Source organism: Gluconobacter sp. DsW_056, from assembly GCF_002153595.1.
In the GTDB taxonomy this organism is placed as follows: domain Bacteria; phylum Pseudomonadota; class Alphaproteobacteria; order Acetobacterales; family Acetobacteraceae; genus Gluconobacter; species Gluconobacter albidus.
Map to the genome: position 1 here is coordinate 143,604 of NZ_JOPF01000008.1, position 12,076 is coordinate 155,679.

The following is a 12,076-nucleotide window of genomic DNA, read 5'->3' on the forward strand; positions in this document are numbered from 1 at the left end:
CACCAGAAAACGGGGGCAGGCACAAGGGCTGTCAGGCGCCATCCAGTCCTTCGCGACCATCTGGCAGGCCTGTCAGGACACCGATTTCGGCTCCGAGCAGCTTGTTGTATTCCCGAAACATCAGGAACAGGATTTTGTAGGAAAGGGTGCCTTGCAGGGCAAGTGGCACGACGGGGTAGGGCATGAGGTCCAGGTCGGGGGCCGTCCTGTGGATTTCGAGAACGGCGCGGCGGATGTGATAGCCGGCGGTGACGACAAGAACACGATGGAGGTGGTTTTCTGTTGCCCACTCGGCTGTTTCGTGGGCGTTGCCGATCGTACTGGTGGCGCGGCGCCCCAGAGTGATGCGCGGGGCCAGAGGCGAGGACAGGGATTCCTGCTGAAGATGCAGGAGATGTTGCAGCGTGACGTGGGGGCCAACACCTGAAATCAACAGCAGGTGTCCGTATCCGCCCCGCAGCAGGGTAATGGCTGTATCGACGCGCTGCTCTCCGCCGGTCAGTGCGACGATGCCATCGCAGACAGTGGCAGTGACGGGAGGCTTGCTGGCGTCCTGAATAAACCAGGCGAAGCCCGCCAGCCAGAGCCCTCCCAGGGCCAGACATGCCCGGAAGAGGCGTTTCATGGTAGGCGCCGGAGCCAGACCAGCACGACGGTCTGGGCGGTGAGCCAGCCCAGGCCGGCGGCGATCAGGGGCAGGGCGCCGAGTTCTTCGAGGAGCATGCGCGGCAGGACGTGCAGGGTGCTCCACCATGCGGCGATCAAGGCGTCCCATGTGCTGGGGGGAGAGGCGGCGGGAGGCGTGCTATGTGAAAAGGGTGTAAGTTTCCGGGCCAGCATGGTGATGACCGGGCTCAGGAGCAGCAGGCCGACGAGGCTTCCGGCGAGACTGAGCAGCGCGGCCCGTCCTGCGATCCGACTGGAAATTGTCAAGTCTCCGGCACCCAGGAAATGGACGATTTCGACGGATTTGCGCTGGGCCATGACGGAGCGACGGACGGTCATGCCGACCGAAAGGACCGCAATGGCCGCAATGAGGCTCACGGCCAGCCAGGCGCAGGCGATCAGGCTGTTTCCCAGGCCGTTGAGGCGCTCGCCCCAGCGGCGATCTTCTTCCACCACGGCTTCAGGCAGGACGCCCTGTACGATTGTGCCCAGATCGGGAGTGCCGGTATGGGCGACGATCAGGACCACGGGCAATGAGAGGCCGGGAAGGCCTGCGCTTTCAGAGACCTGCCCCAGCCAGGGGGCGAGAAGGGTCTGGACCTCTTTGGTGGAGAGTTCACGGACGGTTGTGACATCTAGCGTTTTGGTCAGGGTCTGGATCAGGGTGTGGGTACGGTCTGCGAGCTGGGGTGTATCGGACGGAATCTCGATCGTGGTTGCGTTGCGGGCGGCGCCGGACCAGCTTTCAGCAAGGGTCTGCACGCCTGCCAGGCCGGCGAGCGAAAGGCCTGCGAGCAGCGTCATGAGTGCGACGAGAAGCGGCAGGCTGCCCGAGCGCAGCCCGGGGGAGACCGGAGCGCTCATGAGCGTTCTCCCCGTCGCACGGACATCCCGCCCTGAATGTCGGTATTTGCGATCGTGCCGTCCTGAAGAACGATCGAGGCTGCCGGGGCTTCGCGGACCAGAGCCTCGTTATGGGTGGCGACGATGACGGTCGTACCCATTTCGATCAGTTCCTGAAATGTCGTCAGAAGCCGCCGGGCCTGCGCATCTTCCAGCGCGTTGGTCGGTTCATCTGCGAGCAGCAGCTCAGGACGCCCGATCAGGGCGCGGGCAATGGCGGTGCGTTGCTGTTCGCCGCCCGAAAGGGTTCCCGGACGTTTGTCGGCCAGATGCGCGACGTCCAGCCATTCCAGAACGGCGAAAGCCTCCCGCCTGGTATCGCGTTCGGAGGCGCCGCGCAGACGGAGCGGAAGCGCCACATTGTCGAACACTGTCCATTCCCCGATCAGGCGATAGTCCTGGGGAACAAAGCCGATTCTTCGGCGCAGGTTTCGCAGGGTCGCGCGGCTGGCATGTGTGACGGAAACGCCAAGCAGGTCCATCTGACCGGCGGACGGGCGTGTCTCCAGTGTCAGGAGGCGCAGAAGACTCGATTTGCCTGCGCCGGATGGTCCGAGCAGCCAGCGGAACTCCCCCTGTGGCACGGAAAGGGTCAGGTTCCGCAAGACCGGCTGTCCTACGCCGGGGGGCATCATCGAGACATTCAGGAGGCGGATCATGATGCTTTCATTGAAAAGTGGAGCAATCTATTAACCATTTAATAACGATCATTTCGTCATAACAGGCAAGCACACGGCTCAGGCTAGGCCGGATCGGAGCCAGCTGTCGAAGGGATTGATTGAATGCGCATTGAATGCCCCCATTGTCATGCGGTCTTTGAGGTGCCGGAGGCGATGGCAAAAGGGGTCAAGCGGTTGCGGTGCGCCAATTGCGGAGACAGTTGGGAAATGGCCGCGCCCGTGGCGACGACGTCGCACGAAGTGCTTTCTGAGGCTGCGCCGACTGTTTTTGAAGTTCCGGAAGAAGAAAGCGCCGGGAAGCCGGTTGTGGCAGAGAAGCCCGCGTCCGGGACGGAAGGAACGTTCCGCGCCACCGGGGCGATGGCCGGGCGAAATATTGCGCGTCGTTCAGCTGTTCTGCATTCCCGTTCACCCGGTGACGTGCAGGCACCGGCTGATCTGAGTGGCCCGTCGATGATCGGGTCTACCGGGCTCTGGGCCGCGGCCTGGGGTGCCAGTCTTGTTCTGGCAGGCTCCGGAGTTGCGGCATTGTGGTACTGCAAGGGAGCGGGCCTGTTCGGATTTCTCCCGGGGGGCGGACATTTTTACTGAGCCCCAGGCTGAATTGCGGCCGCCTTGTTTTACATGTTGCGGGCGGCGAGAGCTGAGATCGTGGCGCCGATGGCGGCTACCGCCATGAGCAGAATACCGTCAAAAATGAGGGAACCTGGCGTCACGAGATGGCTGCCGATCTGAAGATGGGTTGGAAGGGTTCCGGCTACGTGGTTCATGATGTCACGCGCTTGCGGATCGGCACTGGCTGCGCTGGTTGTGATTGCATTGACGATATGGGGAAGAATGTACCAGCCCAGCCCCAGGATCAGCAGCAGGGGAGCCAGAAGTTCCGCAACCTGCTGGGCCAGATAGAAGGCGAAATAGCAGACTGACCACACGCCCATCCGGATCATTGAGGATGTTGTGAGCGATGACTCGCTTTGGCTTCTGCTACCAAGGAGGCGGTCCGTGATATGGGGTGGGGGCTGCATGTCCATGAGATATGGCTTCCAGTGGTCCGGCAACGGGAGTTAGTGTTCGTCACTGAAATCGGACGAATGGTTCACTTCGGACTAGCTGCAAGAGATCGCTAATGCAAACTTTCCCGTGCCGTCATGCCTTTTCCTGAATTTGAGATGCCGATGGTAACGCCGAACATGCCCCGGGTCGTTCTGGTGGAGCCTGACTGCGACCATGCCCGGCAGATTGCCCGGATTCTGGTCAATGAGGGCTTTGCGCTCACCTGCGCAACCAGCGGCGAAGAAGGGCTGGGCACGATCGAGGATACGATGCCCGATCTGGTGGTAGCCTGTACCGAGCTTCCGGGGATGAGTGGTGGCCAGCTTGCGCGGCGACTGCGGCTGGATGCGCTGACCCGCAATATTCCCATTCTGATGCTGACGGAAGATGCGTCGCCGGGCGTCGAGCGCGAGGGGCTGGAGAGCGGGGCTGACGCCTATATTTCAAAATCGGCGCATCCTGACCTGATGGTTCTGCGGATGCGGGCGCTGTTGCGGGAGGGGCCTGAGCTTCTTCAGGTTGACGAGGCGTCCCGGTTGCGTCGGGCACGGATCGTGATCGTTAATTCACCACGGGAGGATGAGGACGAGGAAGATGCCGTCGAAGAAGCGCCCGAAACAACGCTGGGAGAGCTGCTCTGGCGTGACGGGCACACCGTTACGTCCATTGAGCGTTCGGACGATCTGATCGACGGTGGTTGGCTGCGGGGGGCGGACAGTCCGGACTGTCTGGTGCTTGAACTCGGGAGCGGAGACGAAGATCTGAAATTCTGTCGCCTTCTGGATGCCCGGCGGCAGGCTGTTCTGGAGGCAGGCGGAATTCCGTTCCGGACATTGGGAATCGTGGAGGCATCGCGGTTCAGGCGCCAGTCTTCGGGCGAGTTTTTTGAGGCCGGAATTGATGATCTGGTGCCCAGCGATATCGCGCTTGAGGCCCTTGCCATGCGAATTCGGACGCTGGCCCAGCGCAGGATGGCGCAGGACGAGTTTCGTCAGCAGGAAATTGAGCGTCAGCAGAATGCGCTGACGCTTGAAGCCGCGCGTGCCAAGGCAGAGATGGCTGAGGCGCTGGCGCAGGCCAATATGGAACTTGCGCGCACGAACGAGCGCCTTCTGCAGGCGCAGTCCAAACTCGTGCAGACGGCGAAAATGGCCTCGCTGGGCGAACTGGTGGCTGGGATTGCGCATGAGATCAACAACCCGCTGGCTTTCACGATTGCGCATGCCGATACGGTGACGCGGACGCTCAAACGTCTGCAGGGCGTCAATGCGTCTGACGAAGCAGTCTCACTGACAAAAAAAGGCATGTCGCGGCTGGAATCCATGAAACTCGGACTGCAGCGTATTCAAAATCTTGTGCTGAGTTTGCGACGGTTTTCGCGCCTTGATGAGAGCTCGTTTCAGAAAGTTGATGTGCCTGCGGCTCTGGAGACAGCGCTTGCTTTGCTGGCTCATAAGCTGGGGCCGGGAATTGTGGTTCGGAAGGATCTTCAGGCTCCGGCAGAACTGGTCTGTCAGCCGGCTTTTCTCAATCAGGTTGTCATGAACATCATCTCCAATGCGGCGGATGCGCTGGCGGACATCTCTTCGGATGGGGATGTGGTGCGAGGTACGATCGTCATCGCCTCGCGGCTGGAGAACGGGCGCTATGAAATGAGCGTGAGCGATGATGGGCCGGGCCTTCCGCATGAACTGCGAACACGGATCTTTGACCCGTTTTTCACGACCAAACCTGTGGGAACCGGGACGGGGCTGGGGCTGGCCATTGCCTATAGTGTCATGGAGGCGCATGACGGAACGATTGAAGTAATGGACGCCAATCTGCCGGGCGGGCATGGCATCGGAGCCTGTTTCCGGCTGAGTCTGCCCGTTCGCATGACCGAGGAGGGGCCGGTGGCGACTGGCCGCGCAGCATGACTTTCTGGAGCGCAAAAGGACCGTCGCGTCCTCTGATTTTGCTGGTGGACGATGAGGAGGAAATCCTTGTCGCCCTGACAGACCTGCTGGAAGACCAGTATGAAATCCTGTCCACGACGGATCCGCTGCGGGCGCTGGATCTGCTGCGGGAGCACAGGGATGTTGCGACCATTATCTCCGATCAGCGGATGCCCGGCCTGACCGGAGACCAGCTGCTGATGCAGGCGCGGGCGTTTTCGGACGCGCGCAGCATTCTACTGACGGGATATGCGGATCTGGAGGCCGTCGTATCGGCGCTGAATCAGGGGCAGGTTCAGGCATATGTGCACAAGCCGTGGGATTCGGATGCGCTGCGGTCGCTGGTCGGTGAGGTCACGCAGCATTGTCTGGCGCAGCGGGCGTTACGGACCGAGCAGGCTCTGCTGCGTGGATTGATGGAAGCGCTGCCGATCGGACTGGTCTTTTCGGATCGGGACGGCCGGTGCATCCGCAGCAATGTGCGGGATGAAGCCGAGAGCGGCGCCGAGACCGAGCAGGCTCATTTTCCTGAAAGTCTTTGGCCGGAGGTTTCGGCCATGCGGGAGGGCGTTCGCAGGTCGGGGCAGGAAGAGCGTCTGGTTGGGGAAGTTCTTGCAGAAGAGGGAGGCAAGACCTCAACCCGGTGGCACGAACTGACGCGGCTGGCGCTGGCATGGCCGGAAGGTGCGTCTTCGCAGGATGCCTGGCAGGTCAGCATGGACCGCGATGTGACCTCACGCGTTGTTATGGAATCTCGGCTTCGACAGGCGGAAAAGCTTCAGTCCCTGGGGACGCTTGCAGGGGGAATCGCGCATGATTTCAATAATCTGCTCGCAGCGATTTCTGGATCTCTCGAACTGCTGGAAGATATCGCCGATCTGGACGAGGCCTCTGTGGCACTGCTGCGCAATGCTGCGGATTCAGCGCAGCGTGGAGCGGTTTTAACACGACGGCTGCTTCAGTTCGGCCGCCCGCGTGAAGCACGTCTGTCGGCGGTGTCCCTAGAGCAGCTTTTGCCCGGTTTGACGGATCTTCTGCGTCAGAGCCTCAAGAAGCGCGGTGCACCTGCAGTGGCGTCGCCCTGCGCGCTATGTGTCGAAGATCTGCCGCAGGATCTGCCGCTGGTCTGGTCGGATGCCGACCAGCTTGAAATGGCGCTTCTGAACCTGTGTGTGAATGCGCGCGATGCCATGGCCGATGGTGGAACGGTGCAGATCAGTGCGCGGATTGTGGATCAGAAGCGAACGGACCTGCCTGCGGAATGCTGCCCAGCGCGGGCTGTGGCGCTGGACGTCGTGGATGAAGGGGCGGGCATGACACCCGAAATTGCGGCGAGAATTTTCGACCCGTTCTTCACGACCAAGGATGTCGGGCGCGGGACGGGGCTGGGGCTGTCGAGCGTGTATGGGTTCCTCAGCCGCAGTTACGGGGAAATCGCCGTAGAGAGCGTCGTGGGTGAGGGAACGCGCATGACGCTGATTCTGCCTGTGGCGCGGAGTGGGCAGCAGCGGATCAGTCAGCCGGAACGTTCCGGTGGGACGGTTGGACGGTCGCTGAAGGTTCTGGTGTTGGATGATGAAGCGCCGGTACGGATGGTGACGGCAGGTTTCCTTGCACAGGACGGGCACGAGGTAACGGCTGTGGCTTCGCTGGAAGAGGCGCTGAACTCTGTCGATCCGGCATCCCGCTTCGATCTGGCGATCATTGATATGCGGATGCCCGAGCATGATGGCCTGACCTGTGCGGCGGCGTTACAGAAAGCGATGGCGGGATTGAAGGTCCTGTTTATCAGCGGACATACAGATGATATGCCGACGCCTGAAAACGGTCTGCTTCTGCCGAAGCCTTTTACGCAGGATGCCTTGCGCGGGGCTGTTGCCGAGACCATGCGGAACGGTAACGTGAGCATGGAGCAGAGGTCTGTAATGGAGACTGTAACGCGTGAGTGATGCCTATCTTGTGCCCCAGGAAGACACGGCTGCTGCTGCCATTGAGGAGATCGAGGCGGAGCTGGGTCTGTTTGATGACTGGATGGAACGTTATCAGTACATCATCGAGATGGGACGCAAGCTGCCACCTTTTCCGGAAGAATGGCAGGATGACGCCCATCGTGTCCCCGGCTGTCAGAGTCAGGTCTGGCTTGAGGCCGTTGAACGGGATGGAAAGCTGTTTTTTGCAGGTGCGTCCGATGCCGCGATCGTTCAGGGGCTCGTGGCACTTCTGCTGAGGGTTTACTCAGGCCGGACCAATGCGGAAATTCTTGGGACGAGCCCGGTGTTTTTGCATGATATGGGTCTGGTCAAGGCACTTTCGACCAATCGTGGCAACGGGGTCGAAGCCATGGCGCAGGCCATTCAGAAACGGGCTGCTCTCCCGGTGTGAGAAACCCCCGTTGGCCGGAGCCTTCGGGGGTGTGACGTGTTACTTGGGTGCTGTTGCAGGAGCCGTGCTGCTGGCGGGTGCAGGACACTTCGTGAACTTGCCTTTTGCGTCCCGGCAGGGCTTCGGCTTCTGCGGTGCCTCGCATTTTGTGAACTTGCCCTTGTCGTCACGACAGGGCTTGGCGTGAGCCATCTGGGCACCGAGGGCCATAACGGCAAGTGCGGCAACGGACAGGCGACGGAATGACATGGTGAAGGTCTCCAGAGCAGGACCGGGTCGTGGAAGCCGTGTCCCGGATTTGTGGAAATCATGCAATATGTTTCGGGTATGAGGCAAGTTGCCTCATTGCCGCCGAACTAGCGAAATCCCTTCTGATCCACGGGATGAGATGAGTCCCAGTTGATGCTGCCGTGATACTGCGCCGAAACGGGCTGACCGTCCTTCAGGGCCGGATAGTATCTTGCAAGACCGAAATAAGCGAGCGATGCCTGTTTCAGGATAGCGGGGCCTTCGCTGGCGGTGCAGTCATGGGCGACACCGATCGGATCAACCTGGCAGGTGACGGCGATGTGCGCGCCAAGAGCGGCAACATCTGCCGCTTCGGGATAATGGGGCGGTGCAGAATGGAGCTTATCGAGCAGCGGGGTCGTCAGGTCGGGGTGCACGTGAAAAGTGTATGCATATTCCCATGTGCTCTGAACGGGGCTGCCATGTTCGTAAGCTGGCAGGAATTTCGAGCTATAGGCCAGATGTTCGGCAGCGAGCGCGAAATCCGGCTGTGAGGCGGAGGCCTCACACTCTGTAGGAAAACCCGTGGCACTGATGGTGCAGCGGATATGGGCCGTACCGCTTTTGCGTTGTTCGAGTTCCGCCGGCGGGTAGATGAGCTGACCATGATGGTGGGGGTCCAGCATTGCTCCGAGAGACTGATCCTCGGCGCGTGCTGTTATCATCGTACTTAAAAATACGACCGTTACAGCGAGTGCGGGGCGGGCGGCGGGCAATCTCATGGCATGTCTTTCGTCTGCGACCGAAGTATTACCATATGTAACAAACGTGTCTGTGGCCAGTATGCTGCAATAAAAAAGGGGAGATGCCGGATGGCACCTCCCCTTTTTCATGGTTTTCTGGTCCTGTCAGATCATTTCTGATCGGGCAGGGCGTAGGCGATGATATCATCGCCCATGCGGGTCGGGAACGAGTTGTGTCCGCCAGCATAGGTCACGATGTACTGCTTGCCATTGATGGCATACGTCATCGGTGTGTTCTGGGCGCCGGCCGGCAGACGATCCTGCCACAGGACCTTGCCTGTCGTCAGGTTGTAAGCCCGGATGTAGTAATCCATGGACGACGTCAGGATGCCGATGTTTCCGGCCGTGGAGAGCGGGCCACCAAGGCTCGGGACACCGATCTTGATCGGCGGCAGCGGGATCGGCAGGGAGCTTCCGTACATGGAATCCCGCAGGGTGCCATTACGGTGCTGCCAGACGACCTTGTTGGTCTTCAGGTCAATACCGGCGACATAGCCCCAGGGCGGTGTACGGCAGGGCATCTTGATGCCGAGCGGTAGCAGCACCGGATCCAGGAACGGATGCAGGTTGACGGCATACGGAATGCCATAGTTGTGCTGCAGGCCGGTTTCGCCACCTGTGCCCTTGGCGTTTTCTTCAGGCCAGAGCGGGTTACCCGGTCCGCGGGGAACCAACTGGGAGACGAACGGCAGGGAGATCGGGTTGGCGAAGGCCACCTGACGCTGCGGATCGACGGCCAGACCGCCCCATTCGAACATGCCCAGATCGCCAGGGAAGATCAGCGAACCCTTGAGCGACGGCGGCGTGAAGGGGCCTTCGTAGCGCAAGGTGTGGAAATAGATGCTGCAGAACATCTGGTCGAAGATCGTGCCGCCCCAGATATCGGAGTCGTTCAGCGGGTTCTTCGGACGCAGGGTCAGCTGTGACATCCGCTGTGTGGGGCTGGTGTAATCGCCCGGAGCAGCGCCACCGGGAACCGGGGTTTCCGGTGCAGGGACGATTTCCTTTCCAGTGCGGCGGTCGAGCACGAAGATGTCGCCGGTCTTGGTCGGAGCGTAGATGGCCGGAACAAGCGTGCCGTCCTTCTGCGTGATGTCCACAAGGCTCGGCTGGGACGGAACGTCCATGTCCCACAGGTCGTGGTGAACCGTCTGGTAGAACCAGGCAAGCTTACCCGTGTCTGCGTTGAGCGCGATGATGCCCGGAGCAAAACGCTCGGAGTCCTTCGTGCGGTCACCGCCCCACTGGTCGGGAGTGCCCACGCCCATCGGGATGTACACGAGGTTCAGGTTACGGTCGTAGGACGACACGATCCAGGAATTCGGGGAGTTCGGATGAAAGACAGGATGGCTTTCATCCGGAAGCTGGTTCGGATCGGGATTCGATGCGTCGAACACCCAGACGCGCTTGCCGGTATAGACATCAAATGCCTGCGTGGCGCCCGAAGCCTGCTTGACGGAACCGTTATCGGTGATCGCGCTGTTGGCGATGATCAGCTTGTCCGTGATGACCGGCGGGGACGTCGGTTCATACTGACCAGGCGTTGTATACGGCTGGTTCGGAACGCGCAGACCGATTTCACCATCGGTGCCAAAGCCTGAGCAGGTCTTGCCCGTATCGGCGTCGATCTCGACCAGACGGCCATCATTGACCGGGAGGATGATGCGCTTGGCGCAGTCCGTCGGTGCGGGATTGCCATCGGAATCGGTCGCGTTGGCCGGGGTCTCGTGGAAGCTGACGCCGCGGCAGGTCAGGTGCTGGAAGCCGGGATTGATCTGGAGTTTCGGATCATAAACCCATTTGACGTTGCCGGTCGCACCGTCGATCGCAAACAGCTTCTGGTGCAGGGAGCACATGTAAAGCGTGTTGTTGAATTCGATCGGGGTTGCTTCGTTCGTCGCTTCGCCCGGGTCGTTGGATGTCATCATATCCCCGGTGTGGATATGCCACGCGACCTTGAGATTGCTGACGTTCGATGCGTTGACCTGGTTCAGCGGGGACCAGCGGTCACCAGCCTGCGTGCGGCCATAGGCGTGCCATTCGCTGTCCGGAACGTTGTCCGGGTCGGCGGGGGAGGCGTTTGCGATCTGCGTCGGCAGCTCGCCGCTGATGTCATGCGGGTCTGTGAAGAGGCTGGCGAACAGGGCCAGAACCGCAACGCCAACCGCGCCTGCGAGCGGGAGCACGGTCGTCCGCGTACCGCCGATCTGGCGGGAGACGAACGGCAGAAGCAGCCAGATGCCAAGGATGATGACGATGTCCGAACGCGGGATCAGGGCCCAGATGTCGAGACCGACAACGGTGAGTTCCCAGATGACCGTTGCGAATACGACGACTGCAAACAGGTAGAGTGCAGCCGGATTGCGCCGGAATGAGAGGAAAGCCGTGGCGAGGAGCGCCACGCCGAGGAGGACATAATAGAGAGGGCCGCCGATAGCGGCGACCCATGCGCCGCCAACGGTAAGGATCGCGCCGCAAAGCGCGAAGACCGCGGCCGTTATCAGGGCCCAGAGCCCTGGCCGGGATGATGTGCTCATGATGTTCCTGAAGATGTTGTTCTGGTGCAGCACGGTGACTTCCGGACAAAGCACATGGAAGGATATCAAGGGTCAAGATGTCAGAAGGTTCATCTTGCTCACGTCACTGTGAGGACATTCACGTCGTCGTGACTTGAGGAAAGGGGCCACTTATGATTGAGCGTTCAAGAAAATAATGCGCTTGCAGAATACTTTGTCCTCGGATAAGGACACCGCTTCCGCGCACGCGTCCGGGCCACGAGTGGCATGCCCGGCCGTGCAGAGTCCTTACTGTGTGTAGGACCAATCGTTTACGGCGAGGGAGACCGAAATGCCCAAGATGAAGACCAAGTCGTCGGTCAAGAAGCGGTTCAAGATCACCGCGACCGGCAAAGTGATGTGCGGCCCAGGCAACAAGCGCCATGGCCTTATCAACCGTCCGCAGAAGATGAAGCGCACCAACCGTGGTCCCCAGACCATGACGGACATGGATGCGAAGACAATCAAGCAGTGGGCGCCCTACGGGCTCTGAGGAGATAAGGTACTATGGCACGTGTCAAGCGGGGCGTAACGTCGCACGCCCGTCACAAGAAGGTTCTCGGGCTCGCCAAGGGCTATCGCGGCCGTTCTTCCACAAACTATCGCATTGCTCTGGAGCGCGTCGAGAAGGCGTTGCGTTATGCGTATCGTGACCGTCGCAACAAGAAGCGTGATTTTCGCGCTCTGTGGATCCAGCGTATCAACGCTGCCGTTCGCGAGCACGGTCTGACCTACAGCCGCTTCATCAACGGTCTGGACAAGGCTGGCATCGAGATCGACCGTAAGGTCCTCGCAGCTATTGCGTTTGACGATAGCGCCGCTTTCGGTGAAATCGTGAAGAAGGCCCAGGCCGCTCTCGGCTGAGCTTTTCC

General features: G+C 60.6%; 13 protein-coding genes and 1 pseudogene. 7 read left to right on the forward strand and 7 right to left on the reverse strand.

Annotated elements, in window-relative coordinates; all coding sequences use genetic code 11:
• Positions 1-31: 31 nt before the first annotated feature.
• Genes HK22_RS06935 through HK22_RS06945 form a run of 3 tightly spaced genes read right to left on the reverse strand, consistent with a single transcriptional unit; the run spans position 32 to position 2,228 of the window.
• Entirely contained in the window at positions 32-625 is a 594-nt protein-coding gene (locus HK22_RS06935; RefSeq protein ID WP_086648764.1) for a YdcF family protein, read from the reverse strand.
• Positions 622-1,530 (reverse strand): ABC transporter permease, encoded by a 909-nt coding sequence (locus tag HK22_RS06940; protein ID WP_086648765.1) that lies wholly within the window; start codon positions 1,528-1,530, stop codon positions 622-624. The genes HK22_RS06935 and HK22_RS06940 overlap by 4 nt, the downstream gene beginning before the upstream one ends.
• Positions 1,527-2,228 (reverse strand): cell division ATP-binding protein FtsE, encoded by a 702-nt coding sequence (locus tag HK22_RS06945; protein ID WP_086648766.1) that lies wholly within the window; start codon positions 2,226-2,228, stop codon positions 1,527-1,529. Before HK22_RS06945 ends, HK22_RS06940 begins: the two co-directional genes overlap by 4 nt.
• A gap of 123 nt (positions 2,229-2,351) precedes the next feature.
• Here HK22_RS06945 and HK22_RS15505 point away from each other — a divergent pair.
• Together HK22_RS15505 and HK22_RS06950 are read left to right on the forward strand one after the other, a co-directional pair.
• Positions 2,352-2,444 (forward strand): annotated as a pseudogene (locus HK22_RS15505) (zinc-ribbon domain-containing protein); the annotation flags it as partial.
• Positions 2,445-2,456: 12 nt separating this feature from the next.
• A complete protein-coding gene (locus HK22_RS06950; RefSeq protein ID WP_369827216.1) occupies positions 2,457-2,840 on the forward strand; it encodes a hypothetical protein in 384 nt (127 codons plus the stop codon).
• 29 nt (positions 2,841-2,869) lie between these two features.
• Here HK22_RS06950 and HK22_RS06955 read toward each other — a convergent pair whose 3' ends face one another.
• Positions 2,870-3,280, reverse strand: coding sequence for a hypothetical protein (locus HK22_RS06955; protein ID WP_086648768.1), 411 nt, complete (start codon positions 3,278-3,280; stop codon positions 2,870-2,872).
• Between the two features lie 138 nt (positions 3,281-3,418).
• On the opposite strand from HK22_RS06955, the gene HK22_RS06960 reads away from it, so the two are divergent.
• Genes HK22_RS06960 through HK22_RS06970 form a run of 3 tightly spaced genes read left to right on the forward strand, consistent with a single transcriptional unit; the run spans position 3,419 to position 7,618 of the window.
• Positions 3,419-5,218 carry an ATP-binding protein gene (locus tag HK22_RS06960; protein ID WP_369827213.1) on the forward strand — a complete coding sequence of 600 codons (1,800 nt, stop codon included), beginning with the start codon at positions 3,419-3,421 and terminating at the stop codon, positions 5,216-5,218.
• Complete coding sequence (locus HK22_RS06965) at positions 5,215-7,185, forward strand: response regulator (protein WP_086648769.1); 1,971 nt, start codon at positions 5,215-5,217, stop codon at positions 7,183-7,185. Before HK22_RS06960 ends, HK22_RS06965 begins: the two co-directional genes overlap by 4 nt.
• The gene (locus HK22_RS06970) at positions 7,178-7,618 is read left to right on the forward strand and encodes a SufE family protein (protein WP_062033048.1); all 441 of its coding nucleotides are present in this window, start codon (positions 7,178-7,180) and stop codon (positions 7,616-7,618) included. Before HK22_RS06965 ends, HK22_RS06970 begins: the two co-directional genes overlap by 8 nt.
• 39 nt (positions 7,619-7,657) lie before the next feature.
• Here the strand turns inward: HK22_RS06970 and HK22_RS06975 are convergent, their stop codons facing one another.
• The 3 genes from HK22_RS06975 to HK22_RS06985 form a co-directional block, all read right to left on the reverse strand.
• A complete protein-coding gene (locus HK22_RS06975) occupies positions 7,658-7,867 on the reverse strand; it encodes a hypothetical protein (protein ID WP_062033045.1) in 210 nt (69 codons plus the stop codon).
• A gap of 107 nt (positions 7,868-7,974) precedes the next feature.
• Entirely contained in the window at positions 7,975-8,628 is a 654-nt protein-coding gene (locus HK22_RS06980; protein ID WP_077803087.1) for an energy transducer TonB, read from the reverse strand.
• Between the two features lie 131 nt (positions 8,629-8,759).
• Positions 8,760-11,186, reverse strand: coding sequence for a glucose/quinate/shikimate family membrane-bound PQQ-dependent dehydrogenase (locus HK22_RS06985; RefSeq protein WP_086648806.1), 2,427 nt, complete (start codon positions 11,184-11,186; stop codon positions 8,760-8,762).
• A 310-nt stretch (positions 11,187-11,496) separates the two neighbouring features.
• Here HK22_RS06985 and rpmI point away from each other — a divergent pair, with 310 nt between their 5' ends.
• Both rpmI and rplT read left to right on the forward strand, forming a co-directional pair.
• Positions 11,497-11,697 carry a 50S ribosomal protein L35 gene (gene rpmI, locus HK22_RS06990; RefSeq protein WP_046901279.1) on the forward strand — a complete coding sequence of 67 codons (201 nt, stop codon included), beginning with the start codon at positions 11,497-11,499 and terminating at the stop codon, positions 11,695-11,697.
• A gap of 14 nt (positions 11,698-11,711) precedes the next feature.
• On the forward strand, positions 11,712-12,068 hold the full coding sequence (gene rplT / locus HK22_RS06995) for a 50S ribosomal protein L20 (RefSeq protein WP_062033041.1): 357 nt from the start codon (positions 11,712-11,714) through the stop codon (positions 12,066-12,068).
• Positions 12,069-12,076 lie beyond the last annotated feature (8 nt).

Bases quoted from the DNA above. Each gene is read 5' to 3' on its own strand.
- HK22_RS06935 (WP_086648764.1), bottom strand. From the start codon at position 625: ATGAAACGCCTCTTCCGGGCATGTCTGGCCCTGGGAGGGCTCTGGCTG.
- HK22_RS06940 (WP_086648765.1), bottom strand. From the start codon at position 1,530: ATGAGCGCTCCGGTCTCCCCCGGGCTGCGCTCGGGCAGCCTGCCGCTT.
- HK22_RS06945 (WP_086648766.1), bottom strand. From the start codon at position 2,228: ATGATCCGCCTCCTGAATGTCTCGATGATGCCCCCCGGCGTAGGACAG.
- HK22_RS06950 (WP_369827216.1), top strand. From the start codon at position 2,457: ATGGCCGCGCCCGTGGCGACGACGTCGCACGAAGTGCTTTCTGAGGCT.
- HK22_RS06955 (WP_086648768.1), bottom strand. From the start codon at position 3,280: ATGGACATGCAGCCCCCACCCCATATCACGGACCGCCTCCTTGGTAGC.
- HK22_RS06960 (WP_369827213.1), top strand. From the start codon at position 3,419: ATGCCGATGGTAACGCCGAACATGCCCCGGGTCGTTCTGGTGGAGCCT.
- HK22_RS06965 (WP_086648769.1), top strand. From the start codon at position 5,215: ATGACTTTCTGGAGCGCAAAAGGACCGTCGCGTCCTCTGATTTTGCTG.
- HK22_RS06975 (WP_062033045.1), bottom strand. From the start codon at position 7,867: ATGTCATTCCGTCGCCTGTCCGTTGCCGCACTTGCCGTTATGGCCCTC.
- HK22_RS06980 (WP_077803087.1), bottom strand. From the start codon at position 8,628: ATGAGATTGCCCGCCGCCCGCCCCGCACTCGCTGTAACGGTCGTATTT.
- HK22_RS06985 (WP_086648806.1), bottom strand. From the start codon at position 11,186: ATGAGCACATCATCCCGGCCAGGGCTCTGGGCCCTGATAACGGCCGCG.
- rpmI (WP_046901279.1), top strand. From the start codon at position 11,497: ATGCCCAAGATGAAGACCAAGTCGTCGGTCAAGAAGCGGTTCAAGATC.
- rplT (WP_062033041.1), top strand. From the start codon at position 11,712: ATGGCACGTGTCAAGCGGGGCGTAACGTCGCACGCCCGTCACAAGAAG.